The organism is Ochrobactrum sp. CGA5 (assembly GCF_006345815.1).
Taxonomy (GTDB): domain Bacteria; phylum Pseudomonadota; class Alphaproteobacteria; order Rhizobiales; family Rhizobiaceae; genus Brucella.
The window spans coordinates 12,155-35,548 of sequence record NZ_VCIG01000014.1; the positions used below are offsets into that span (position 1 = coordinate 12,155).

Here is a 23,394-nt window from a genome sequence, read left to right on the forward strand (position 1 = left end):
AAAGGAGAAAACAATGACTGATATCGAAAATAGAAAAATCACTTTTGCTGATCGCTACATCGGATTCAAAATGAGTTCGGCAGGCGGCATCGGAAAGTCACGTGATTCAACTGAGACGGTGGACATACTACGCTCATCGTCAAGTTTGAGTACAATCGCAATTGACGGTGACAGCGATGAGCCGTTGGCGAACGAGACTTTATACAAGACAATGGGCAACCGCGAAGGCGGCAGTCATTTTGGCGCGCTTTTGCCAGCGTCAGAACAGGATCCCTATACCGGGGTTCTTACCGTGAATCTGCGGAAGGCAAACGCTCGTTCAGGTGATGTAATTTTCAACGCTATGGGTACCGAGGCAGATCGCATATGGGTCGACGGCGCGGGCGGATCGGAGCCTAACTTTGGCAAGCTGCTCATGGAAGACAACGGTGATCCAGAGTTTTTCGTCGAGACCATTTCAGAGGCTGGTTACGGCCTCGTCATATCGTTAATCGCATTACCTAGCAATCACAGCCGATGTGAGGATGCTGCAGAGTCGATCAGGTATTATTTCGAACTCTATGGCTCGTTTCCGAGTGTTCATTTTGTTGTCACGATGAACATGTGGGGCAGTGAAAAACTGGACGATATGGGCGACCCAAGCTTCGCGTATTGGTACAATTCAAAGACACGGAAGGCGATGATGGAATCTGGTCGCTTGAGCGAGATCAAGATGCCTAGTTTGGCCAAAGACATGTTTAAAATCTTTGGTGACTTTGCTTCGAAGGAATGCGGAGCAGCACTGTCTAAGATCATCGACAAGGACTTTGCTCAAGCGAATGGAGTTCCTTTCCGCCAGCGATCAACGATTGCTCGTACTCGGGCGATTTATATGAAGCAAATCGAGGCCGACCCATTTCTGAAGCACTTCTTCGGCATCGCCTAAGCGGTGTCGGGAAAGGAGACCACGATGCAACAAAAATGGGAGACGAATGCGCGCCTCGCCGAGAGCCTTCGGAAGATAGAAGGCCTCACCGACGACGACATTAAAACGTTGTTTGATGTCGCTGACGCAACCGGGATGCCTATAACCGATGAACTGCTGCCCTTCTTCGCGACGATGTTGAGCCTTCGCCGCGAGGGTAAAAATACGACAGCCGCGATGAAAGAGCTGCTCGACAATTTTCAGCAGAATTCATCCATGATGCTGGAGCTCGAACGAGAGGCGAAAACGAACTTTATCGAGGAGCTCGATGCCAGGGGTAATCAGGAGCTCGATCTCGCAAAGATAAAGCTGGAAGCCATCTCAAAAGAAATCGTCGGCGACACTGTAAAAACATTCAGCGCCGATATTCAGCAAAAAATGGCGGCAGCACTCGATGAAGCTCGGCATCAGGAACGAGACAGGATCGGCATCGAAAAGAAGGCTGTTGAATCCGAAAATCGGCGCAAGAACACCCGAATGCTTGCATCTGTATCAGCTGGCGTCGTAGCTCTTTTATTGCTGTCGAGTGCGGTGTTCTTTTCTATCGGGTACGTGAACGGCAAATCCAATGCGCAACTGATGGGGAGTGAAATCGCTCAGTGGGCAAAACTCCCGAATTCGAGACAGTTGGTGGATATCCTGAACAATGCCGATCCCTTGGCCATTACTCAGAAATGCGACCGCGCGGGTGGTGGTATGGTGGACGAGTTGGAGACCTGTCAGATCACCATCGTGAAAGGTCGGGACAGCCTGAGGCTTGCTTCTGGGACGCCCGTTTTTGATCAGATCGAAGTCTGGTTGAAGACCACAGGTTATGGATGGCTTATTGGCATATCAGCGATTTCGACACTGTTTATGCGACGTCTGCTGCGATCCGTTTTCCGACATCGTTGGGTGTCCTGGGTCCTCGAATAATTCTCATAAAATAATTCAGCAATGGCAGGGGTTTTGCCTTGTCTCTTGCATGAACTGCAAACAAACTATTCATAACTGTTTATCTGCGAGTCTTTCAATGGAGGTGAACATGTACCGTTAAAAAGGAGAAAATTCAATGAAATCAATCGGAAGTCTAAGGCTGTTTTTAGTGATGGTCACTCTATATATGCTTGCCGCAGTTAACCCTGGTTGGGCGGCGTCGGCAGTGACCTTGGAGGCGAAGGTTTCCCAATATTTTCAGCACAACTTCGCTGACGACTTCGCAGCTGGGCCATATTCGCTGGAAAGCGGCACACTGCCACCAGGTTTAGTGATGAACCTGAGCGGGGTTATCGATAATCCTACCCAGGTTGGGGTATATACTTTTACTATTCGTGGTTTCGATCTCAATGGAGATGAGGACAGGGTCACCTACACAATCAGGGTCAATCCGTTAGACCCAATAGTCGCACATGATGCACAGGCTTCACTCGGCACCAGTGGGAATTACACATATATCTATGATTTTTGGCAGCATGTGAACGCTGGAGACATGGCAGCTAGTCAGATCGTTATCAAATCTGTATCCGATTCTCGTGCTACAATTAGCCCAAGTTCCGGCTTTCGACCTGTCTATCTTTATCTTCCATTCGCCGTTCGTGGTGATTTGGTCGTCCAATATGTGGCCGTCGATGTTCTCAATGGTGTTGAATCCAATATCGCAACCATCACTTTTCAGGTTACTCGCCCTGAAATGGCAATCCGGTTAAACGAGTCTTCGCCTCCTACAAGCGGCGATACAGGTTATGGCGTGAGCTTTATTGCTAGCAGCGGCGTCGGTCCATTTACATACTCGTATTCCGGCAACATTCCTGCCGGACTCGTATGGGAAGAAGATCATAATGGCTCCGGCACAAATAACGCAGAAAGCGCTATTTTCACGCTTCGTGGCACGCTGCCGAACAATGGTGTCTATCCGATAACCGTCACCATCACCGATGCTCTTGGCCAGACCAAATCGATTTCGCACACCATCGATCTGGGAGCCGTTGATCCCGTCACTGCATCCGATGCAACTTTCGATCTGACATATGGCGGTTCACTCGATGTCGATCTGTCTACCTTAGTGACAGGTGATGTCTCTGCATTCGACAAAAGCTGGATTGATACGAGCTACTATCGTGCCGACCTGAATGGGAGTGTAGTTACAATTCATTCCATGATTGACGGCGGTAATCCACCACGGTCTTTCACGATCCCTTATATGGTTTTTGGTGCGAACGGTGGTTCAGCATCAGGCACCCTTACGATCAATCTCGTGATCGCGGCACCCACGGTGTCAGACCTCAGCGTTTCTGCCGACCACTCTGGTGCCATTAATATCGATTTCGCTTCAGTCATCACCAAAGGCTCGTTTGACATCATGGATGTTGCTTTCGAAAGCACCAGCCTGAATATCGTCAACACGTCGCCGACCACGTGGCACGTTCAGTACGATATCCTGGACAGCGCCAGAGAAGAAGTTATCCGGTTTTACGCTACCGATAACTTCGGTGAGCAATCGAACCGCGCCACGCTTCGTATTTCGATACCTGCTCAGAAGATGATTTATGTCCAAGGCAGTGCATTGATCGGCAAAGTCGGCGAGAAACTTGAACACCAGGTCGTCGTCACAGGCGGTGTGGCACCATATACCTTAACCGTGTCGCCTGCTCTGCCGGACGGACTTGCTCTCAATGACGGCAAGATCGAAGGCACGCCAACTGCTGAGGGAAGCCAGCTGGTTCAGGTCACCGCTATCGATGCTGAGGGAACTTTCGGGTCCGGCATATTCAGTATCACAATCTCCTCTGCTGAGGCCGTAATCGAAGCTCCGAAGGCTGAAAATGGCTCGCTCGATCTCGACTTTGGTCAGTCCGGCACCGTTGATTTGGCTCAGTTGATTTCCGGTGACGTGGACACGATTGCCATTGTTTCGCAGCCATCCAAGGGCAGCATCAAGCTGGAAAGCAACACCGTTACTTACGTGCCGAATGAAGGCGCAACGGGTTCCGACATATTCAGTTTCATGGCTTCCAATGGAGGTGGATCTGCGATTGCAAACATCGCAATTTCTATCAAAGAACCTGTTGGGGAAGCACCGATTGCCAAAAATCACTTCATCCGCCTTCAGCCATTACAGGCGGGCGATGTCAATTTGACAGAGGGTGCGGTATCGAAAGATACGATCACCAGAGTTCACGTGTTGTCTTCGATTTCAGATGACATTGGTATTGCAAACCTGGCTGATACACATCTCGGTTTCCAGCCAAATAAGGCCTTCGCGGGCAATGCCGTGGTCAGCTACCAGTTGGAAAACAAGTGGGGTCGTTCGGCAATTGCGACGGCAACATTTGCTGTAGCTGAACGCCCTGATCCATCTAAAGACGCCGAAGTGGCAGCGCTGCTGAAGGCGCAGGTTGATGCAGCAATCCGTCTTGCTGACGATCAGGTCGACAATATTACTCGTCGTCTTGAACAGATTCGTGCGGAAGCCCCTGGTGCCCGTTCGAATTCCTTTGATTGGCAGCTTGGTGTCGATTCCAAGGATAGCGCTCGCTATGACCATGAAGGCAATGACATCAGCGCGCAGAACAGTCTGAATGCCCGTGGAACGTTTGAGTCTTCAAATCCGCTGGCTGTTTGGACCACGGGTTATTTGAGATTGGGTGAGAGTGAGCTGGGCGGCATCGACATGAAGTCGACTGCGGTAGGTGGAACGGCTGGAGTCGATTATCGTTTCTCAGACGCCTTCGTTGGTGGTGTTGCTATCGGTTTCGGTCGTGAGATGTCGGAAATCGGCTCTAACGGCACCGAAAATGAAGCCAAGGCGATTTCAGGCGCTCTATACGGCACCTGGCATAACCGCAATGGTGCCTTTGTTGATGGCATTCTGGGCTTCTCCCATCTCACAATGGATAGCACGCGTTATGTGACGTCTACAGGTGAACTAGCATATGGTTCCCGTGATGGTACCACCGTCTTCGGATCGATCATCGGCGGATATCGCTTTGAGACGGAAAAGGGTCTCAAAATCGAGCCATACGCAGGCTTCCGTGGTGTAGTTGGAAAGCTGAATGGCTTTACGGAACGCGGTTACGACTGGACGAACCTCGCATACGGCAACACGGACATTCGCTCCCTCAAGGCTGTTGCTGGTATCCGTGTTGAGAAGCAGTATGAGACGGATGATTTCCTGATCACTCCAAATGCCAAGGTTGAATACCGTCATGAGCTTGCTAGCGGTACGAATACGGCTCTCGGATATGCTGACCTCGGTACCATGCCATACTCGGTGCTGACCGATCCAAGCGAAACCAGCAGCGTTGTTGCTTCCGTGGGTGTCCGTGTGAAACCGAAGGCTTCCAACCTGTCTGTCGAGGCATCCGCGCAGGCCAGCATGAGTGGTTCCGGTAAACCAACAATGACTTATGCAGTTCGTGCCAATTGGGAAATCTGCGGCATCGGCTTCAAGAAAACGGACTGCATGACCCGTGAGCAGCGCGTGACCTTCTTCAAGGGCGAGCTAACCAAGGCAGAAAAGAAGAAAGACGCGAAGAAAATCGCCGAATTCAAAAAGCTGCTAGCCAAAGCGGAAGCCGACCTTCGCGAATGGAATGCACTTTCGGCAAAGCTGACTCCGGTTCCAGATATGAACACCCAGTTCGTAGATACGATATCGGGCAAGGGGAAACGCAAGCGCTAGCCTTCCAAAATCGACATCCAAATGGGGCGGCTTGGGTCGCCCCATTTCATTTCTGTCGGCCGAATTTCTTCTCAGTTTGTGCTATGCAACCACCTCTCCAACAATGATGGCATCCGGCAAAAAATTGCCGTCATTAAAAGGAGAAAATTATGATCACTAAATTTATAATAGTCGCGGCAAGCGCACTATTGGCGACCGCGTCTTTTGCATCAGCAGACACCTCGCCTGACGGTTTTGATGCCAAAGGCCAGGTTGGGATTCAGTCTCATGAGTTCAGGAATGCCGCTGCCAATTCCTATAAGCTAAATCATTGCGCCGATTTGGACTCTGAGGCCCTGAAGGCGGAAATCGAGGCTGACGTTCTCGATGCCTCCGCAAAAACCGGAATTGAGGCTGGCAAGCTTCTGGTGCTGGTGGATGCCCGTGCCAAAAACATCGAAACCAGTTTTGCCAAAGCCGGAGCTGATGTGTCGTGGGTTTGTCAGACTGAATCTGTCGATGAATTCAGAAGTTTCAGCACCTTCAGGTGGTCGCAGATACCTGCTGATGCGGCATCGAATTAAGGGGGTATGGATATGAGAAAGACAATTTTATCCGCCCTCGCCTCTACTGCAATCATGGCATCAACTTTTTCCGTATCGGCAGCGCCTGTTGATCTGTTGGGGGGACAAGAGGACTACTCGAAGGTCGTCGCTGGAATGCTTCAAGTAAAGGTATGCGATGACGAGTCGGCATACGAAGGCCTACGCGTGGCAGCGCATTCATCCGCCAGAAAGCTGAACATGAGCATTGGCGAAATCATGTATTTCGCTCATGAGGAATCCGAGAAGATCGAGCACTCAAAAGGCGGCGCTTATCAGCATGCCAATCTCTATAGCGCACTCTGCGATCTGAAAAGACCATCCATCGCAGTCTCTCCAATTCCTACCGATTTCAAATCGACACTAAAAGCTAAGATCGCCGATGAAGCCCTTAAGGACATCGCAATTGAGACCATCGCCCTGCGCATGGAATCCAAGAATTGCGGTCTCAGCGATGACGAATTGGAAATCGCAGATCAGGCTGTTGTTGACCGCCAGGCTCGACTGAGGGCCATCGCATTTGATGATGAATTTCTGAGTGTCGGTGCTTGGTCGATGGCCGACCGTGCTGAGATTTTTAGCAAGCGTTTTGGGTCTAAGTCGGCCTGCGATGTCATCAAAGAATTGATTTCGAATGAGCGCAATAATGAAGTCGGTGGTGAGTGATGATGATTAAGAAAACAGTCTTTGCCGCCGGACTTCTCGCAATGCTTGCGACCAGTGCATATGCCGAGCCAAAATTCTATTTTCGCTACGCTTCGGGAGGTAAGACTATCGATGTCTCTCAACCAGAAAACCCCGTTGAACCGGAGATGCCGCAGCCAGAGAAAAAGGGGGTACTCAATATAAGCAACGGCTACCTTTCGCATTCTGATTACAATGCAAATGGTATAATCGACTCTGGCGACCACGTTTCTGTGCAGTGGACGCTTAGAAATACAGGTAAGGGTGAGATCAGAGGAATTTCAACCGCTGCAACCTTTTTGATAGAGGATCGCGGGATAGGCGGAATTGTCTGGAGCGGTGGGTCAACCCCGCTTTCTTGCGCAACCACGCTTGCACCAGGTGCGAGCGTGGTCTGCTCGACATCTATGTCCGTCACGGCAGGAATGCTGCCATCTAGCCGATCAGAGTCCTATTTTAGTGTTTTTTTTGGTATGTCGATGCCCGATAATGTTGATGACATAACCGGGGATAGCGAAATAAACAGCATCCCACTCGGCTCTGAGATGCTGGTCGAAGTGTCAGGATCGCCGAATGTATTTGAACTTCCCCATCAGCTAAAGCTGGGGGAAAAAATGAGCATGGAATTTGACCTGCGATCAGGAAATACCGATCCATTTTATGACTATGCGATTGCTGTCCGAATTCCGGAATTGAATACGACAATTCCCGCTAATTGCGGAGACACCTCAACACCTGATTACTTTGCCCGCTGCACAGCATCCTTGCCGCTCACTGAAACTCATAGATCGCTGCTCTATGCTGGCTTTCCTGACAATTACGCACTTTCCTATGAAATCATTCAAACAAAAATGGGCGGATATCCAACGGGCAAAAAACTTGCCGAATACACGCTTATGGAAGGCCCAGTTCAGTACGGTTATACGCAACTTGATTTGTCGTCGCTTTCAATTTCAGCACCAGCATATTTAGATGGTGACTTCGTAATAAATGCCATGATTCAAAACAACACAACTGATTACTTTCGTGGCTGGGAATACGATATCGATCTCGGATTAGATGTAAAATTAAAGAATATTTGTCCCAATAATGTCAACTTCAGTCCCAATCAAACGGTAAAATGCACGACGACAATGAAGCTGACGGAGACGCAAATAAATACTATCAAAAGTTTCTTTTATTCGAGTAGCTCCGCGACACTAAATTACTCTGCAATGCTTGGCAAAGAAAACGGTAGTGAATCTGGCGTAACAACCGGTCCATACGGGAGTTTCGATATAAGTTGGTAGAATACCACGATAACTACCAATAAGAATTAGCCTCCTTATGGGAGGCTTTTTATTGCCGATTTTAGCATCTTTGGCTTTAGTAACTCCTACAGTCGATAGCATCATAAAATATTGCCTAATTAATTTTAGATTATTTTGCTTTTCTGAACTTGATCTGAACGTCGACCATCCAAGCTTGTTCTCGTGCGCTACAGACTAGCGCCCCTTTGGTGGCAGAAAGTCGCCGTTTTTACAAAAAATCAACTCAGAAAAGGAGTACGACCATATGTCGTCTATCAATACTAATATCGCTTCAATGACTGCTCTCCAGACCCTGAAGACTGTACAGAGCAATCTAACGGAAACCCAGGGCAGAGTATCCACTGGCCTTAAGGTTCAGAGTGCAAAAGACAATGCTGCTTACTACTCCATCGCTCAGACGATGCGAGGTGACGCGGCCGTTTTCAATGCAATTAGCGAAAACCTTTCAATTACTGGCGCATCCATATCTGTTGCCCGTCAGGGGCTAGAGGAAATTGGAAACCTCACCAAGGAGATTCTGGAACGCGTGTCGTTTGCTCAGGCTGACAAGTCCGTCGACAAAGCCCTCATTCAGAAAGAGATCGTTGACTTGATCGGTCAGATCGAAACAACCCGTAGTCAGGCCACGTACAACGGTCAGAGCTTGCTGGAAAGCGACGGTTCTGCGACATCAGATTTGACAGTTGTCACGGGCGTTAAGCGTGAGATAGGTGGCCTGATGACGACCAGCTTTGTTGTGCAGACAGCTGAATTAGACAGTTATATCACGAACTTGAAAGGCATTAATGTTGAAACCGCAACAAACGCAAGCGATCTCGAAGATGCTTTGGCAACAGTTGAAACGCAGATCGCATGGGCGGCGCAGTATGAAACCAGTTTTGGTATGGCTGAAAAGCGCATCGAGAACCAGCAGAACTTTATTAGCAAGCTGGTAGACAAATTCGATACTGGCGTTGGCGCTCTCGTTGACGCAGACATGAACAAGGAAGCTGCTCGTCTTTCGGCTCTCCAGGTTCAGGAGCAGCTTGCTACGCAGGCTCTCTCTATCGCCAACCAGGCACCTCAGTCGATCCTGTCACTGTTCAGATAACTTCGACATCCAACCATTCTCAAGGGAGGCTTCGGCCTCCTTTTTGTTTTGGTACAAAATCGAGAAAATTGGCGGCGAACCTCCAGACCGTTAACCCATTGTTAAGAGCTATTAAAATTTTGTTAACAAAACCTAATACGACCTTAGCTTTGGGCACTACCGATTGATTTTTGGACTGCCATCCACTCATCGAATCAAGCGGCAAGTCGTGATAAGTCATTTTCCATCTTCCCAACTCCGACGTCAATTAGCGGCCATCGCAGTCCAATTCTCCTTCAAAGTGGACATCAATAGCTGCGAGATCGAAAAGCCCCCTCCCCTCGCCTTCTGGGTCAAGGACCGCAGATATCCACCTGCCGACTGGATGTCCCCTGCTCGTTGCAGAAGCCACGCAATGACTGCAGATACGCCTTCCATGCCCATGGTTTGTCGGGCTTCGACATAGGCCGAGTGTGTGATGCCGAGAAATCTTGAAACCATGGTGCTGGCCTCAACGAGGTCTCTCCAAGACCTGATGCCGTCAGATGCATACTCTCTGATGTCCGGACAGGCTCTGAGCACCATGTCGAGTGGAATGGTTTCCGCAACGATGGACACAGGTGCCTGCTTGTCCGCAGAATTCGCCTTCAAATCAATTTTTTGACCTGATTTAGATTCAAAAAGGGATTCTGGTAGGGATTCATAATGGTGCCGCTCAATTTGAGCGTCGCTGGCGCTCACTTCTTCAGCAATATCATTGTTTTTCAACTGGTTAGCCAATTCCGCGCAAATGGCTTCCAAATTGGCTTTTATGGTCTGCAGTTCCTGCACAGTGGCACGCCTTGGAATGGCATCAACGATTTCCCTGAACTTGAGAAACAGTCCCTCCAGATCGTCAGAATGGGCGTCTGGAGTGATTTCAGCGAAGCCAGATGCGATTTCGCGTCGGATGACGGAAACCTCGTCCCTGAGGCGTTTCAGGACCTTCTGATCGGTAACGATGCGTTCGGCTACCTGCGCAATCTCAATTGAACGGCAAACCATTGGTGCGAAGGAGAAACCATAGGCGATCTCTACTTCACCCTCTTTGTCCTTGTGCGCATAACGCTTGCGGGTTGGACTGTCCTTGCGTTCGATAATCCCGGCTTCAACCAGTGACGCGAGATGACGCCGTAGGGTGCTTTCGGGCATACCATGAGCGCGCAATGAAAGCTGACGATTGGATGGAAAGACGACAAGGCCATTCTTCTCATTGATCTCGTCTTCAGGCAGGAACGACAGCAAGGAGCTCAGCACAGCCAGACCACGATCATTCAGACCGAATTCGGACTTTGCGATGCATAGCTGTTTATAGATTGTCCAGCGATTAAGTCCCCTGCCCTTTTCAGAATTTTGGGCACGGTTCTGCAATCGACCGCGAATTGCGGACGCAACAGTCTCCAGAACTTGCATTTCCCTTCACCTTTCTAAAGGCAAAAGAATTCCGCTCGCCAAAACGACGCCAACGACTCTTGACAGTGATTCATGGAAATGCGATTCTCTAGCTGCTTAGACTTATGAGAAGGGCTTCCACGCGGTGACGTTTGGGGGCCTTTTTCTTTTGCGGTTTAGTCTCCTGTTTCCTTATTCATTGACTGTTCGAACTCGTCGTAGAGACGATCCAAGCGTGTTGTCAGCCAATCGCTGAATGGTTTTGCGTTCTTCTCTTCGAGCTTGATCGCAACCATTTTTGGCTTCTGATTCATGGATAGGCTAACTGAATTATCCTTAGATCTCCAGGCTTTAGCTGCAGAACCATTTTCGATGTCAGTTTCTGTGTTCTTGGAGTCGCTATCATGTTTACGGAGCGCCGACATGAGCTTTGCAAAACGCTGATCACTATCAAGCGATTTTACATCATCGTTGTTCAAGAGGCTTTCGGCAGCTTCTAATTTCTTCTCGTCATCAAGCTGTTCGAGTAACTCCATCCATCTTTTGCGACCCGCCTTTGGGGCTGAACCGATGACGCGGATCAGATTGAGAGGAACCTTCCGTGCAATCGAGATCAGGCGGCTGACATCGGATTTATCCATTCCCAATGCTGAAATGACGACAGCTCTTTCCACGCCTTCGTCTTCCAGATTCTTTGCGAAGAATGCTTTCTCAATGAATGAGAGATCCTGCCGATCCAGATTTTCACGTCCCTGCGCAACGATAAGTTCGTCGTCAGTCAGCTTCCTTACGATTGCGCGAACTTTGATCCCCAAAGCTTGCGCTGCTCGAAGGCGACGGCGGCCATAAGCGATCTGGAAGCGTGTGGCGTTGTCAGGATGCGGTCGCAACAGCACTGGTACCTGCTGACCGCTCTCACGAATGCTTTCAACCAATCCGTCAAATGCCGGATCGACATCGATTGAAATTCGGTCAGCAATACGCGAGGGGTCTACAAGTGTTGGGTCAATCTCTACGATGGAGTTGGCTTCTTCCAATTGCTTCTGGAGATCGGAAGCTTGTCTAGCGGTTTCGGCCATTTCCTTAAGTGAAGCACCCATGGCCCCGATAGCACCGGTGCGTACGCGATCCGTATCCAAAGACTTGGATGGGGCAGGGGCCTCACGTTTCTGAAGGAAAAGATTACTCAGTGTCTCTTTACGGCTCACTTTATCCTCCAATCTCTGTTTCGTTCAGTTGGGACGTCCCAACAAACGAGATGTTGATCAATTGGCTGTTGGGACGTCCCAACAGCAGGATGGGGAAACGCATCATCATTTCCGCCCCCAGGCGGCTTTGACGAGATCCTCAATCTCTCCATTAACAGCATCCAACGCTTCCATCGCGCGGTCATATGTTGAGCGAGTCAGGTTCTCTCGGCCGATTTCATAAAGAGTCTGCTTTGAAAGGCCTGCATCCGATACTGCTGCTGACTTCAGCATCGGGTTAACGAGCACACTGTCGTCGAACAGGTTACGGAGTAGGGCAGCCACCTTCGTCTGTGGGGCGTCCTGAGGCTCGTAGCGCGTTAACAGATAGCGGATGAAGTCATATTGCAGATTGCCACCTGCCTCTTTGACGACACCCAGCAGATCACGTGTCATCAGCAGAAACTGCGACATGGACGAGATATCCAGCATCTGCGGATGTACGGTGACGATCATCGAAGTTGCTGCACACAAACCAGAAAGGGTCAGGAAGCCGAGCTGAGGTGGGCAATCAACGACGACAATGTCGTAATCATCGGCGACTTGATCAATCGCATCGGCGATCCGCATAAAGAATAGCGGCTGGCTACGATCACCCGACGTGAGAGCCTTAGGTGTCGTATGTTCGAATTCCATTAGCTCCAGATTTCCGGGCACCAGGTCAAGGCCATCGAAATAGGTCTTGCGAATGACGTCCGACAAAGGGCGCTTCTCGTCGTCGTAACGAATAGCTGCATACAGGGTCTGATTGGAATGGACGTCTACCTCTGGCATAACGCCTAGCAGTGCAGAAAGAGATGCCTGAGGATCGAGGTCAATGGCCAGCACACGATAGCCTTGCATTGCCAGGTATTGAGCAAGGTGGGCCGATGTCGTTGTCTTCCCGGAGCCACCCTTGAAATTAGTGACTGCCAGAACCTGTAGGTGTTCATGCGCACGGCGGCGAGGAAGCAACTCGATTGGATCGCGACCGCGAATGTTGTCCGCCAGCAAGCGACGAAGCGCATTGATATCGCCAAGCGTGTATAGTCGACGTCCATTACTTGAAGTTTCAGGTTGCGGGCCATCACCTGCAATGCTCATTTTTCGAAGATGAGAATCCGACACGCCAATCAATTTGGCAGCCTCTGTTGACGTGAAACGGCGAAGCTCTTTCGATGCCGTTGGCGGAAACAGGGCTTCGCTCATCGCTTGTAGAGACGAGCTTAGAATTTCAGCTTGATCGCCGATGGAATTGTAGACATCCTGACGTGCAGGCTGAGATTGTGTGTTCACAGAGAAATCTTTCATCACGCGAAATCAATGGAAATGGGTCGTTTGCCGTGATGATAGCAAGAAGGTCATTTGCTGCAAGAAATTATTCGTTAACAGAGGGTTAACATGAGAACCTCGCAGAAGCGAACAGTTAACGTTATCAATACGTTAAAGCTACAAGGATGAACCTATGACCAATGAAAAAAATGGTCCAGATTGACTGCGGCTCATGAAATTAAGCCAAGCCAGAGGACATTCTGACAGAATCGGATTGAAAGAGTCATAAAATGGTCGAGAAACCAGGGACTTTGATTCTGATTATGATGCAAAAAGGCGGGTAGGGGAGGGCCGTATAGGATGCCGATTGCGGAAGACACAATGCAAGTCAACGAGCAGAAGTCAGAACCGTCTGGAGCCGTTATCGCAGCTGACCTTGAAATTCAGTTCTTTAAATTGTTTTCACGTTTCGAATTCGCACTGAAAAAAGCGGGCTACTTGCGAGTAAGAGCAGGCCGTATATCAGCTCACTGGGACAAGTTTGCCAGCGATATCGGCGTACGGTTTTTCGATGTTGTGAAAGAAATCCATGTCGCTGATACAATTATTCAGCAGCCACCAAACAAGCAGGTTGTCGACGAAGGCGGTGAATTGGGTTGGAAAGCTTGTAAATCGCCTGAGAATACCGTCGGTCTATTCGTCGCGATCCGCCGAATCCGAAACAACTTGTTCCACGGTGGAAAACACGAGAACCCCTTCAACGACCGAGACCAGGAACTGCTATCGCAAGGCATCGCGATACTTAGATTGGCTCTCGAAACCCACGATATGGTGAAGTGGCATTTCGATGGGAACGCATAGGAAAGCTTAAAACCTGTGCGATGCAGGCGGCTCGTAATTCTCACATGCCTCTAACGCCGAGACGAAGGCATCTTTCAGCGTCCTCGACTTCCCAGACATAACCTCGGCATCACCTTGGGTGATCCGCCAAACTGATGTGACATCGTTCTTGCGATGGATTTCGACGGCATAATCCCGATCCCCGAGTACGACCATTTTGCAATATATCTCAGCAGCTGTATCCAGATTTCTCTGCCAACCAGTGAGATCGAAGTCGTGCATGAAGGACGAGTATGCGTGTACCGTCGTCATCATCTGATCGTAACCGTCATCGAACGTGTCTGATAGACCGGAGCGGATTTGCTTGTCGAAACGGCCATGCTGATTATCGTATTGCCCGCGCTGGAACATCCAAAGACCACGGCCCTCATTCGTGCGGGTAATCTCTATGGAGTACGAACCGCCATCTATCTTGATTGTCTTCCCGAAGACATTCGGATTAGCCTTCGTTGTACGCCAGCTGCTGAAATCGATGTTTGTCATTTTGCCTCCCTTTCTATGTAGATGATCATGGTAACCTAACGGCTCGCAAGTCACCAATTGTGGGGGAGGGGAGGCTATTATTCGGTGGCGTCAGAATACCCAGTTTTGAAATCATCGACTACGCCATTCACAGCATCAGAAATAGGCTTGGTCTTTTGTTCCCATAATTTACCGATGCCCGATGTGACCTTGCCGACTGCGGTGCCAACGTCTTTGGCCGTTAAAGTCCTCTTTTGCTCTGGTGTAGTGCCTTTATCATTAGGCATTAAGTCATCGAATTGCGCGTAGCAATCTTGTCTGACGGCGTTCGCATTCTCCACATATGGAAGCCATATCTCAACTTCAGCGATGGCTTTCGCTCTAACCTTTTCAATCACGTCCGCTGAATAACGTCGCTTGCCAACATAATTGACAGTGCCTCTTCGGCAATCAGCAACAGCCAGAATAGCGATGACCCGAGGCCTGATGGGATTGATAAACTGGTAACCGTTTTGAATGTTTTCTAAGGCACGTTGGCGTACTGATTTATCGGCGTATCGAACTTCGGCGATAGATCTTGCTTGATAATAATCAAGCCCAGCCATCGCGGTCTCGACTACCAGTTTGTTGAAAAGGCCTGGGTTGTCTTTGTTTTTGTCGACTTCATCGAACTTGGCGTTGATTTCGGCAGCGATTTTATTTTGTCGTGTAAGCTCTTCTTGTTGCCGTTGCTTGGTATCTCTATCGTTTTGATATGCCATAACGCCGATAAAAATAATGACTGCAATTAGCCAAACCAGATTTTTCATAATAGCCCCCTGTCGCCCACCTTGTCAGTCTATGTGCGACTAAAAAATTGGCAACAGTATATTTGGCACGTTCCCATAATTGCTGATTTCTTTGTTCAAAGGGCGATGTTGGGTACCTCCCGAACTAAACGCTTCAAAAAGACAAACGGCCGCTGTAGCGACCGCGACTGCTTACCCGATAAGGGGGAGGGCCTATCGGAATTCGGCTGCATACTCAGTCAGGAAATAGTCTTCCGCATGGCCGTTCGGAAGTTTCGTTATCGACCCTCCGTTTTGTAGATATGCGTTCACCAAATCGAGGTCAGCTTCTATCGAGTTTTGTTTTCACTTTCGCTTGCGTTTTGCGCCGTACTCAAAAGGTGTGGGTCTATTGTAAAATTCTTCTGAATGCATGGCGGCAATGACTCAACGATTATCAATATGAGCGATTGCCAGGCCAGCAATTACGCCGACAAAACAAACAATTGCATACATGATGATAGAAGGATTGAAGTCGGCTCCAAACAGGGTTGCGGCCTTCAGGATCGACAACAGGATTACCACGCAAGACAGCATTGAGATCGCGTATGTCCCGACAGTTGGAAATCCAGATTGGGAATAAGGGTTATTGTAGTATGCAGTATCAGACATCGATTTTTTCTCCTTGTGATATCGGTTTCGGTTGGTGTGGCTTCGGTTGCCTCACAAGGATATCGTCGCTCGACGGCGTGCATAGAACAACCCCATAATAGACAAATATGCATTAAGAAGAAGAAACGACCGTGTTTGATGTCAATAGACGTGGTGTAGGCGATTCTCAGTGGTGGTTATTCCGCGAGATCGGCATAGGTCGCTTTGGAATAGCCCCCTAATTGCCCGGACAGTTTCTGCCACTTAAATAAGTGATAGGACTACTGTTCACATTATGACTGGTAATAGCATTAAGATGGAAATTCTTTCCGGCCCTGAGCGGCGTCGACGCTGGAGTACAGCGGAGAAGCTTGCGATTGTCCACGAAACCTACGAGGCGGGCGCGACGGTCAGTCTGGTCGCCCGTCGTCATGGCATTGCGCCTAACCAGCTGTTCGCGTGGCGCAAGCTTGCATCGCAGGGTGCCTTGGTTGCCACCGCAGCCGAAGAGGAGGTTGTCCCTGCCTCGGAATACCGGGCGCTTCAGGCTCAGGTGAAGGAATTACAGCGCCTGCTGGGCAAGAAGACGATGGAAGGGGAAATTCTCAAGGAGGCCCTCGAAATCGCCAACGGCCCAAAAAAACGACTGCTGCACTCAATCTCGCTGCCGAAGGACGTTTTGCGATGAAGGCGCTATGCGAGACGTTAGGCGTTGCCCGGTCGAATATCGCTGCACGCGCCACAGGCACCCTTTCCAGAGCCCGAGGGAGACCTCCGCTTCCCGACGCTGATCTGGTTGCTCAGATCAAGGCGGTCATTGAAGAAATGTCGACCTATGGCTATCGGCGCGTTCATGCCATTCTGCGGCGCAAGGCCCGTGAACAGGGGCGTTCATGGCCGAACGCCAAACGTGTTTATCGCGTGATGAAGCGGCATGATCTGCTCCTTCAGCGCCATACCGGAGCTGCCGGTGAACGCAGACACGACGGCCAAGTCACCGTCGAGCGCTCCAATACCAGATGGTGCTCCGATGGCTTCGAGATCACGTGCGACAACAAGGAAAAGGTCCGCGTTGCATTTGCGCTCGACTGCTGTGATCGGGAAGCAATCGCTCATGTGGCCACGACAGAAGGCATCAAGAGCGAAGACGTACAGGATCTTGTCATCACGGCGGTAGAAAACCGCTTCGGGCGCATCAATATGCTGGCAGAGCCCATCCAGTGGCTTACCGACAATGGTTCATGCTTCATTGCGAAAAACACCGCGTCCCTGCTCCGGGACATCGGTATGGAACAGTGCAGAACACCAGTGCGCAGCCCGCAGTCAAATGGAATGGCTGAGGCTTTCGTCAAAACATTCAAGCGCGATTATGTCCGGATCAACCCGACGCCGGACGCCGAAACTGTCATGGCTCAACTGCCATCATGGTTCGAGCACTATAACAATCTTCACCCGCACAAGGCTTTAGGATATCAATCTCCACGAGAGTTCCTGAGCCGAAATGCTCAATCCTGAAAATGTCCGGTTTTTAAGGGGCAACTCCACGCTTCGGTACGGTCGATGAGTAGTTTCGCTGCATCCCATATAGCGAGTTGGGTTTCAGTAGCCAGTAAGAAATATGTTTTCAATTTATCGCTATTCTTAATCTTATACCTATTCGGAATTGCCCAGTATCCTACGTAGTCCATGAGACTCATCGCCTTGTTCAGATCGCAATCCAGCTCCTTGGTAATCGTGACCACATAATCAACGGCCAGCGACTCCCATTTACGGCTATCTACACCACGTGTGGCAATGGTATTGATATATTCGTGATTACGGACGATATCGGCGAGCGAAACATTAAACTCCCAAGGGTCTTCCTCATCGTTTTCATCGACCTTGGTTTCATAGCCACGTGTCGCATTGTCGGATATTCTTGATTTGAGATAGTGAAGAATTCCGATGCTGTTGCTTTCATCATTGCGGAAGTTGGTGTTATTCATAATGTACTCCTTATATGCGCGATCCTTTCGCGACTTGGTGTTTCGGTTGGTGCCAGACGTTTCGCACTGACATTGAGATCGTCCTATATCGGCTTGCAAGGAACTAACGATTTTTCTAAAAATTGATGGCAATATAAAATGGCCGCCGAAGCGACCGTGTATCATTGGGAGGAAGTAGGGCAGGGGGCGCGTAGTCTTTATCCGACGTCAGCGGTCTTGAGCTCGTTTACCATCTCTTCGACGATGCTGTCCGGAATGACCTGATAGGGATTCCGCAGCGCTTCACTGATTGCTTCCATTTGCTTGGCTACTTGGAACTCGGATTTTTGATTATTTGAATGCGTCATGGGTGTCCTCCTTAATTTAAGCGGGGGGATGCTGGCATCGGCGTCATGAAAAATTCGACACCCAGGGCTTCTTCATAAGCGGCGATCAATCCGCATACGATCTTTGCCTTTGCATCTGGATACATGCCATCCCATTTTTCCAATTTGGATGCAATGTCGTCATTATCATTGCTATCGTCAGCATTCTTCAACAGCGTTCTTATCAATGCTTCGCGGAGTTCGTCGTTGAGAAGAATTTCAATGGCATAGTATGGCTGCTCGTCGACGACACCATAAGCACGGTAAAACCAATCCAGCGTTTCGATGCAGTCTTCGACCTCAGTCTGGTCGCCTGCGTTTTGGTGGTTTTCAAGTCTTTCCAACAGGTAATCGATCATCGCGGTCGCATTCGGATTTTCGATTTCGTCTTCATAGCTTAAAGCTTGCAATTCTTCTAAGGCATTGGATTCAAGTTCATTTGTCGTATTCATATGATTTTTCCTTTTTAGTTCATCGCATCTCCAAGTTCGGTTTCGAGATGGTGTGATTTTATGGTCGGTCAAACTCTTGCAAGGCACAATCGGTTTATCAGTGAGCTTCAAATACAAGCTGAGCGCGCTGCCTTAAAATACCACCGTCGACTACAAGGGTAAGGTTATGGGTGCCTGCCTCGATGCCGATAAGGTCTCCCAGATTGCACCAGATTTCGCGGTCGGATTTCTGCAGGATCTCGCCGAGATAATCTAATGCAGAATTTCGGTAGTCATTGGCGTAGTCGAACAGGAGAGTGATGTTTGTAACAGTTAAATCGGTGATATCATTTACTGACCTGTTGATGGCCTGGTAGACTGCATTAAACTGATCCTTGACGATCTCGTCCTCACGGTCAGCTCCGACAACAGAAATTGAGCTTGGGTCATTCCATACATGCTCCAGCAGACGGAAGATGCCCAACAACCCGCCATCCAGGTAGAAGTCAGGGCTGAAACCGTTGACCTCGATGACTCCGGCTTCTCGAAGCGACAGTAAGCCAATAGTGTCTATGATCCTGGCTTTCATATGCGCTGTGCCGAAGAAGCCAGCCTTGCGGCTATATCGCTCTCCAAGGTAGACGTCTTCTAGGAAATTGCCATCGGATGCAATTAATCGTGCGAGACCATTTAAAGATGGCAATACGGTTTCATGCGGCTGTTCAAGTAGCCGACGTGGCCAATAAGTTTCGCCATCGTATATGGTGCCAACGCTAGGGCGGATGCGGTTATTAATAGTATCGATTGCTTCAATGTCTATGTGTAGAGCGGGCATTACAATTTCCTTTAATGCATGGACATCTCCATGTTGATTGCGATTGTGATAGGTGAATAAGTCTCAAGGTTTTGGCAGACCCGCTTCATGGGGGAGGGCCTTTGCCTTGGCGATTATCTCCCTGAACTTTGGATCGCCACGATAGAAGCCTGCTGAACTGTGCCCGAATTCGATAACTGGCGCTGCTCGATGTCCCAATGACATGACGTGATCGAAGGCTATGGCATCGTCTTCGAGATCGATTGTTTCATAGTCGATGCCCTCGCGGTCGAGGTAGTGTTTGAGCTGTGTGCAGCTCGGGCAAACTTTCTTGGTGTAAACTGTTAGCATATTAGATTTCTCCTCCTGAAAATAGCGACTGAATAACTAAACGGTAACGCATAAAAACGATCAATGAAAATGCCTGATGTAGTCAATATCTCTATCTTCAAGGAGAGACTGCATGGCATCGTCGTCGTCATAGGCATTGTATTCGACCTTCTGACGTTTTATTTCGGAAAAGACATCACATCCGAAGTATGCGAGTTCTTCGATTGAAATGTTCTGTGCAATGTAAGTCATTTCAAATCTCCTGAGATCAATAGCCCTATGCCTGATCTTTATAATATAAATATATGTGACGGCGTCACATATGTAAACACTAGTAGAAAGTTAACAAGACTATGCGGTTGCTCGATTTTGCTAAAAGTAAGAAAAAATAAATTAAAACTATCGATCACGAATTGTTACAGAAGGCGAATCTATACAGCTACTCAATGTGGAATATTGAATAGCTCTTATGGAAATCCGTTGATTGACGTAGCAAAATCTTCATTTCTCGCGATGCTATAGGCGATAAGTTGCCACCTTTTACAATTTCGCGAGATTCCAGTGCTTTCAAACGGTAGTCCAGTTCGGATACCGAAATCGATGGGAGCACCAAGCCGACTGAACGCGCATCGTTGCCTCGTTCTTTCTCAACAATGTTGAACAGATCTCTTGCCCATCCGAGAAAAGCCGTCTGCATTTCATTCACTAAGGCAAGCGGAGGAAGTACCGGACGACTATACTCAGCCCAGCTACGAGCCTCAGAAAGGCCTATCTTGTTGCCTGCTGCGACGTCTTGTGGCGTCCGGATGCCAGCGTAAAGAGCAATAGCTTCGGCCGTTAAGCCAAAGAAATCGATGAAATTCCGATATCTGGTTTTCTGCCACAGGAACTCTTCAAGCTCGGTACGTTTTTTGCCAGCTGCCAGCTTGAGCCAATTGCGATAAGAGAACCATGCGTTGTCCAGGATGTCGTCAACGAACGCATCGGTGGCTTCGAAATCTGGTATGTAATGACCGCCTTCGACTGATCCCAATTTGCGGTCAATAGATGATGAAACGGAGCCAATGAAACCGACACGGCCGAGAATGTCGAACCTGTGAATTCTGCCTTCATCTGAATCCGAAATCATACTTATGACGCCTTTGACGTTCTGACGATTGGCGTCGATGAATTCCTGCTTGCTGAAGGGATTTTCGCCCTCAATAGAACGGCCATCGTGAATAGCCTTGTGGGCGACGGCGATGGTGAATTCGCGCAGCGCATCGACAGCAGACTCCTGTGGCTGATTTACATTTGCACCCGGCCATTCTTTGGTCGCGAGGTAGTGTTCAGCACCCTCTAGGCCATCCAGCCAGCCTTTGATTTGTGGCTCTGTCGCCGACACGATTTCAGCTATCATTTTGCGCGGCAGTCTCAGTATTTTGCTTAAGCGAATGAATTCAACCTTTCTCTGCATCGCTTGATGCCTTCTTTCATCATCTATCTCTCGCATTTACAATTCCCCTTTCATTAGCCACCGAGTGGATTAAACCTATTATGTGTAACGAGGACTCATACATCAATGGTAAAAATAAAGGGAGAAGCCATTAATCATCTCCTTCTAATAGTACATTCTCTCCATGAAAATCATTGCCGACATCATCTTCGCGAGAAAAATACCTCAATATTGCTGAGGTAACTGAGCCAATCACGACGAACCCGAAGACAAACACGCTGAATGTGGCAACCAAATCACTGGCTATGTCTAAGAAGTAAAGTCCATTTGTCACAAAGGCCAAAATCGAAACTGGCAAAACAGCTGGAATGGCAGCGAACTGGATATGTTCGGAAGCCGTTTCGAGTGCAAAGATCGAGATGAATAAAACTCCGAAAAAGCCCACCCAAAACACGATGTCATGGAATTCGGATAGCAAAAACATTGTGGTATGTATGAAGACCCCAATTGTCATTACCAGCAACAGGATAAATGCAGATCCCGCAATTCCTGCATCGATCTCATCGGCGATGTCCTTGAGAAACTGTTTCGTGATCATGTCAGCCCCCTGGATGCAAAGACCGAGAGCATTATGCCCGCCAAAGAGAAACCTGCAGCGAGTATTGCGGTGTCCTTTTTAGTTCCATCAGACAACAATATCATTGCGATGCCCGTCGAGACGACGACGATAGCCGCCGTCTTTACGGATAGAAGTGGTAATAGATAATCAAACATTATGAAAACTCCCTTATAAGCGGTTGTGAATATTATTGGCCGAAAGGCTGGATTTCTGTTGCGGTGACGATGTGCAGATCATGCAATGGCAGGTCTTCGACTGTTCCGCGTTCAAAGGCATTAATCCAACGCACGCGCGTCAGTTTATGACCTTTGCCGAAGCGCTGAAGTCTGAAATGTCCACGAACCTCATGACGTCGTCTGCCAATCACTGGAAGCCCGGAAGTCCTGCCTTCGCCTTGGGTTTCGACATCCCGTCCAAGATCGCGACCGCCAGTGATTTTCTTGACGCGAAACATGCTGAACTTCTTCGCGACCTGTCCCGCTTTGCGACCTTGGCGTCGAACATGATTATAGGCGAGGTGCGGTAACTGCTGATATTGGATGCCGCCATGCTCTTCCTCGGATTCCATAAATGCCAGCGACAACCAAAACAGATTTTCAATGTCCGTCATGATGCGTTTGGTCAGCATATCTGCATTTGTCATCATGACCTCCGGTGCACTCAACGCGATCCCAAGTTGCTTAACACCGCGAACCATATAGAAGTCGCTGCCCTCAACCCAGCTGAGGCGTGGATAGGTGTTGTTCTTGAGGTCTCGAAAAATCGCTGTGAAGACGACTTTGTCATCTGGACGGCGATGGCGCATGACAAAACCAAGGTCATTAACAACGGTATCGTACGTTCCAGGGATGTTGCCTGCTGTGGCTTCCATGCGTAAACCGCCAATATCGACCATGATAGCCCTCAGTGACAGATTATCACGAAGTCGATAGTCTTTATGCGGGATGTCGATATAGGCACATTTGTGCTCTTCAAGGATTCCAAATGAGTGGTCGCGGATATCTTTCGAGGCATCTGCTGCGGCCAATGCGGCTACCGTTTCTCTTGAGAGCTGGAGAGCGAGTGGTTTTGAATCCTGATTGAAGAATGGTAGCAGGCGGGCTTGGAAATAATTGGTCTCGATCATTTCTTCCGACAGGCATCGGAATTCGTTAGCCAAATCGGGACTTGTCAGCAGCTTGTGGGCGACCTGTGCAATGAAATGGAGAGCATAGCCATCGGATTGGCACGCTTTTTTCAAGAACTCGAAATCCGATTCTGAGTATTCATTTTTAGCCAAATGGAGTTTTGCGCCAGCTATTTTGGCTGACAAACCGTGGGCGTAATAATCTAAATATGTCTGCATAATATGTCTCTTTCCGGCCAACAGCCAAATGCATAAATAAACAACTATGCATAGTATGTGTGACGCCGTTGCATATAACAATACTGAAACTAG

The 23,394-nt window shown here is 49.0% G+C and carries 26 protein-coding genes; 9 read left to right on the forward strand and 17 right to left on the reverse strand.

The genetic code is table 11. The features are described 5' to 3' along the window. The first annotated feature begins 13 nt into the window (after positions 1–13). The 7 genes from FJQ48_RS11115 (at position 14) to FJQ48_RS11145 (ending at position 9,289) form a co-directional block, all read left to right on the forward strand. Positions 14–925, forward strand: coding sequence for a hypothetical protein (locus FJQ48_RS11115; RefSeq protein ID WP_139975182.1), 912 nt, complete (start codon positions 14–16; stop codon positions 923–925). 24 nt (positions 926–949) lie between these two features. Next, positions 950–1,879, forward strand: coding sequence for a hypothetical protein (locus FJQ48_RS11120; RefSeq protein WP_139975183.1), 930 nt, complete (start codon positions 950–952; stop codon positions 1,877–1,879). A gap of 136 nt (positions 1,880–2,015) precedes the next feature. Beyond that, a complete protein-coding gene (locus FJQ48_RS11125; protein WP_139975184.1) occupies positions 2,016–5,624 on the forward strand; it encodes an autotransporter domain-containing protein in 3,609 nt (1,202 codons plus the stop codon). 149 nt (positions 5,625–5,773) lie between these two features. After that, positions 5,774–6,187 (forward strand): hypothetical protein, encoded by a 414-nt coding sequence (locus FJQ48_RS11130; RefSeq protein ID WP_139975185.1) that lies wholly within the window; start codon positions 5,774–5,776, stop codon positions 6,185–6,187. A 12-nt stretch (positions 6,188–6,199) separates the two neighbouring features. After that, entirely contained in the window at positions 6,200–6,871 is a 672-nt protein-coding gene (locus FJQ48_RS11135) for a hypothetical protein (protein ID WP_139975186.1), read from the forward strand. After that, positions 6,871–8,178, forward strand: coding sequence for a hypothetical protein (locus tag FJQ48_RS11140; RefSeq protein ID WP_139975187.1), 1,308 nt, complete (start codon positions 6,871–6,873; stop codon positions 8,176–8,178). Before FJQ48_RS11135 ends, FJQ48_RS11140 begins: the two co-directional genes overlap by 1 nt. Positions 8,179–8,443: 265 nt before the next feature. Then, positions 8,444–9,289 (forward strand): flagellin, encoded by an 846-nt coding sequence (locus tag FJQ48_RS11145; protein ID WP_139975188.1) that lies wholly within the window; start codon positions 8,444–8,446, stop codon positions 9,287–9,289. A gap of 19 nt (positions 9,290–9,308) precedes the next feature. Here the strand turns inward: FJQ48_RS11145 and FJQ48_RS11150 are convergent, their stop codons facing one another. The 4 genes from FJQ48_RS11150 to repA form a co-directional block, all read right to left on the reverse strand. Continuing rightward, positions 9,309–9,509 (reverse strand): hypothetical protein, encoded by a 201-nt coding sequence (locus FJQ48_RS11150; protein ID WP_139975189.1) that lies wholly within the window; start codon positions 9,507–9,509, stop codon positions 9,309–9,311. A 23-nt stretch (positions 9,510–9,532) separates the two neighbouring features. Continuing rightward, a complete protein-coding gene (repC, locus tag FJQ48_RS11155; RefSeq protein WP_139975190.1) occupies positions 9,533–10,720 on the reverse strand; it encodes a plasmid replication protein RepC in 1,188 nt (395 codons plus the stop codon). Between the two features lie 155 nt (positions 10,721–10,875). Next, positions 10,876–11,919 (reverse strand): plasmid partitioning protein RepB, encoded by a 1,044-nt coding sequence (gene repB, locus FJQ48_RS11160; protein WP_247870354.1) that lies wholly within the window; start codon positions 11,917–11,919, stop codon positions 10,876–10,878. Positions 11,920–12,012: 93 nt separating this feature from the next. Continuing rightward, the gene (gene repA / locus FJQ48_RS11165) at positions 12,013–13,236 is read right to left on the reverse strand and encodes a plasmid partitioning protein RepA (protein WP_139975191.1); all 1,224 of its coding nucleotides are present in this window, start codon (positions 13,234–13,236) and stop codon (positions 12,013–12,015) included. A 342-nt stretch (positions 13,237–13,578) separates the two neighbouring features. Here repA and FJQ48_RS11170 point away from each other — a divergent pair, with 342 nt between their 5' ends. Next, positions 13,579–14,058, forward strand: a complete 480-nt coding sequence (locus FJQ48_RS11170; RefSeq protein WP_139975192.1) for a hypothetical protein — start codon at positions 13,579–13,581, stop codon at positions 14,056–14,058. 6 nt (positions 14,059–14,064) lie between these two features. On the opposite strand, the gene FJQ48_RS11175 is transcribed toward FJQ48_RS11170, so the two are convergent. The 3 genes from FJQ48_RS11175 to FJQ48_RS11185 form a co-directional block, all read right to left on the reverse strand. Then, positions 14,065–14,580, reverse strand: a complete 516-nt coding sequence (locus FJQ48_RS11175; protein WP_139975193.1) for a hypothetical protein — start codon at positions 14,578–14,580, stop codon at positions 14,065–14,067. 77 nt (positions 14,581–14,657) lie between these two features. Next, entirely contained in the window at positions 14,658–15,368 is a 711-nt protein-coding gene (locus FJQ48_RS11180; RefSeq protein WP_139975194.1) for a hypothetical protein, read from the reverse strand. Between the two features lie 405 nt (positions 15,369–15,773). Beyond that, on the reverse strand, positions 15,774–15,998 hold the full coding sequence (locus FJQ48_RS11185; RefSeq protein ID WP_139975195.1) for a hypothetical protein: 225 nt from the start codon (positions 15,996–15,998) through the stop codon (positions 15,774–15,776). A 274-nt stretch (positions 15,999–16,272) separates the two neighbouring features. On the opposite strand from FJQ48_RS11185, the gene FJQ48_RS11190 reads away from it, so the two are divergent. Further along, positions 16,273–17,492 (forward strand): IS3 family transposase gene (locus FJQ48_RS11190; protein ID WP_139975196.1). Its coding sequence is split into 2 segments (ribosomal slippage): positions 16,273–16,609 and positions 16,609–17,492, totalling 1,221 coding nucleotides; the frame shifts between segments, so codons are not numbered across the junction. Here the strand turns inward: FJQ48_RS11190 and FJQ48_RS11195 are convergent. The 10 genes from FJQ48_RS11195 to FJQ48_RS11230 all read right to left on the reverse strand — a co-directional run bounded on the left by FJQ48_RS11195 (position 17,483) and on the right by FJQ48_RS11230 (position 23,301). Beyond that, positions 17,483–17,962 (reverse strand): hypothetical protein, encoded by a 480-nt coding sequence (locus tag FJQ48_RS11195; RefSeq protein ID WP_139975197.1) that lies wholly within the window; start codon positions 17,960–17,962, stop codon positions 17,483–17,485. The genes FJQ48_RS11190 and FJQ48_RS11195 overlap by 10 nt on opposite strands. 197 nt (positions 17,963–18,159) lie before the next feature. Beyond that, complete coding sequence (locus FJQ48_RS22370) at positions 18,160–18,309, reverse strand: hypothetical protein (protein WP_180350185.1); 150 nt, start codon at positions 18,307–18,309, stop codon at positions 18,160–18,162. Positions 18,310–18,320: 11 nt separating this feature from the next. Beyond that, complete coding sequence (locus tag FJQ48_RS11200; RefSeq protein WP_139975198.1) at positions 18,321–18,779, reverse strand: hypothetical protein; 459 nt, start codon at positions 18,777–18,779, stop codon at positions 18,321–18,323. A gap of 97 nt (positions 18,780–18,876) precedes the next feature. After that, a complete protein-coding gene (locus FJQ48_RS11205) occupies positions 18,877–19,593 on the reverse strand; it encodes a hypothetical protein (protein WP_139975199.1) in 717 nt (238 codons plus the stop codon). Positions 19,594–19,656: 63 nt separating this feature from the next. Beyond that, positions 19,657–19,923, reverse strand: coding sequence for a glutaredoxin family protein (locus FJQ48_RS11210; protein ID WP_139975200.1), 267 nt, complete (start codon positions 19,921–19,923; stop codon positions 19,657–19,659). A gap of 60 nt (positions 19,924–19,983) precedes the next feature. After that, positions 19,984–20,154 (reverse strand): hypothetical protein, encoded by a 171-nt coding sequence (locus FJQ48_RS22375; protein WP_180350186.1) that lies wholly within the window; start codon positions 20,152–20,154, stop codon positions 19,984–19,986. 187 nt (positions 20,155–20,341) lie between these two features. Beyond that, complete coding sequence (locus FJQ48_RS11215) at positions 20,342–21,394, reverse strand: hypothetical protein (protein ID WP_139975201.1); 1,053 nt, start codon at positions 21,392–21,394, stop codon at positions 20,342–20,344. Positions 21,395–21,488: 94 nt separating this feature from the next. Then, positions 21,489–21,935, reverse strand: a complete 447-nt coding sequence (locus FJQ48_RS11220; RefSeq protein ID WP_139975202.1) for a hypothetical protein — start codon at positions 21,933–21,935, stop codon at positions 21,489–21,491. Next, a complete protein-coding gene (locus FJQ48_RS11225; RefSeq protein ID WP_139975203.1) occupies positions 21,932–22,111 on the reverse strand; it encodes a hypothetical protein in 180 nt (59 codons plus the stop codon). The genes FJQ48_RS11220 and FJQ48_RS11225 overlap by 4 nt, the downstream gene beginning before the upstream one ends. 32 nt (positions 22,112–22,143) lie before the next feature. Next, entirely contained in the window at positions 22,144–23,301 is a 1,158-nt protein-coding gene (locus tag FJQ48_RS11230; RefSeq protein ID WP_139975204.1) for a hypothetical protein, read from the reverse strand. Positions 23,302–23,394 lie beyond the last annotated feature (93 nt).

What these genes read in the sequence shown, in the direction of transcription:
- FJQ48_RS11115 (WP_139975182.1), top strand. Translation starts at nt 14, where the DNA reads ATGACTGATATCGAAAATAGAAAAATCACTTTTGCTGATCGCTACATC.
- FJQ48_RS11120 (WP_139975183.1), top strand. Translation starts at nt 950, where the DNA reads ATGCAACAAAAATGGGAGACGAATGCGCGCCTCGCCGAGAGCCTTCGG.
- FJQ48_RS11125 (WP_139975184.1), top strand. Translation starts at nt 2,016, where the DNA reads ATGAAATCAATCGGAAGTCTAAGGCTGTTTTTAGTGATGGTCACTCTA.
- FJQ48_RS11130 (WP_139975185.1), top strand. Translation starts at nt 5,774, where the DNA reads ATGATCACTAAATTTATAATAGTCGCGGCAAGCGCACTATTGGCGACC.
- FJQ48_RS11135 (WP_139975186.1), top strand. Translation starts at nt 6,200, where the DNA reads ATGAGAAAGACAATTTTATCCGCCCTCGCCTCTACTGCAATCATGGCA.
- FJQ48_RS11140 (WP_139975187.1), top strand. Translation starts at nt 6,871, where the DNA reads ATGATGATTAAGAAAACAGTCTTTGCCGCCGGACTTCTCGCAATGCTT.
- FJQ48_RS11145 (WP_139975188.1), top strand. Translation starts at nt 8,444, where the DNA reads ATGTCGTCTATCAATACTAATATCGCTTCAATGACTGCTCTCCAGACC.
- FJQ48_RS11150 (WP_139975189.1), bottom strand. Translation starts at nt 9,509, where the DNA reads ATGACTTATCACGACTTGCCGCTTGATTCGATGAGTGGATGGCAGTCC.
- repC (WP_139975190.1), bottom strand. Translation starts at nt 10,720, where the DNA reads ATGCAAGTTCTGGAGACTGTTGCGTCCGCAATTCGCGGTCGATTGCAG.
- repA (WP_139975191.1), bottom strand. Translation starts at nt 13,236, where the DNA reads ATGAAAGATTTCTCTGTGAACACACAATCTCAGCCTGCACGTCAGGAT.
- FJQ48_RS11170 (WP_139975192.1), top strand. Translation starts at nt 13,579, where the DNA reads ATGCAAGTCAACGAGCAGAAGTCAGAACCGTCTGGAGCCGTTATCGCA.
- FJQ48_RS11175 (WP_139975193.1), bottom strand. Translation starts at nt 14,580, where the DNA reads ATGACAAACATCGATTTCAGCAGCTGGCGTACAACGAAGGCTAATCCG.
- FJQ48_RS11180 (WP_139975194.1), bottom strand. Translation starts at nt 15,368, where the DNA reads ATGAAAAATCTGGTTTGGCTAATTGCAGTCATTATTTTTATCGGCGTT.
- FJQ48_RS11185 (WP_139975195.1), bottom strand. Translation starts at nt 15,998, where the DNA reads ATGTCTGATACTGCATACTACAATAACCCTTATTCCCAATCTGGATTT.
- FJQ48_RS11195 (WP_139975197.1), bottom strand. Translation starts at nt 17,962, where the DNA reads ATGAATAACACCAACTTCCGCAATGATGAAAGCAACAGCATCGGAATT.
- FJQ48_RS22370 (WP_180350185.1), bottom strand. Translation starts at nt 18,309, where the DNA reads ATGACGCATTCAAATAATCAAAAATCCGAGTTCCAAGTAGCCAAGCAA.
- FJQ48_RS11200 (WP_139975198.1), bottom strand. Translation starts at nt 18,779, where the DNA reads ATGAATACGACAAATGAACTTGAATCCAATGCCTTAGAAGAATTGCAA.
- FJQ48_RS11205 (WP_139975199.1), bottom strand. Translation starts at nt 19,593, where the DNA reads ATGCCCGCTCTACACATAGACATTGAAGCAATCGATACTATTAATAAC.
- FJQ48_RS11210 (WP_139975200.1), bottom strand. Translation starts at nt 19,923, where the DNA reads ATGCTAACAGTTTACACCAAGAAAGTTTGCCCGAGCTGCACACAGCTC.
- FJQ48_RS22375 (WP_180350186.1), bottom strand. Translation starts at nt 20,154, where the DNA reads ATGACTTACATTGCACAGAACATTTCAATCGAAGAACTCGCATACTTC.
- FJQ48_RS11215 (WP_139975201.1), bottom strand. Translation starts at nt 21,394, where the DNA reads ATGCGAGAGATAGATGATGAAAGAAGGCATCAAGCGATGCAGAGAAAG.
- FJQ48_RS11220 (WP_139975202.1), bottom strand. Translation starts at nt 21,935, where the DNA reads ATGATCACGAAACAGTTTCTCAAGGACATCGCCGATGAGATCGATGCA.
- FJQ48_RS11225 (WP_139975203.1), bottom strand. Translation starts at nt 22,111, where the DNA reads ATGTTTGATTATCTATTACCACTTCTATCCGTAAAGACGGCGGCTATC.
- FJQ48_RS11230 (WP_139975204.1), bottom strand. Translation starts at nt 23,301, where the DNA reads ATGCAGACATATTTAGATTATTACGCCCACGGTTTGTCAGCCAAAATA.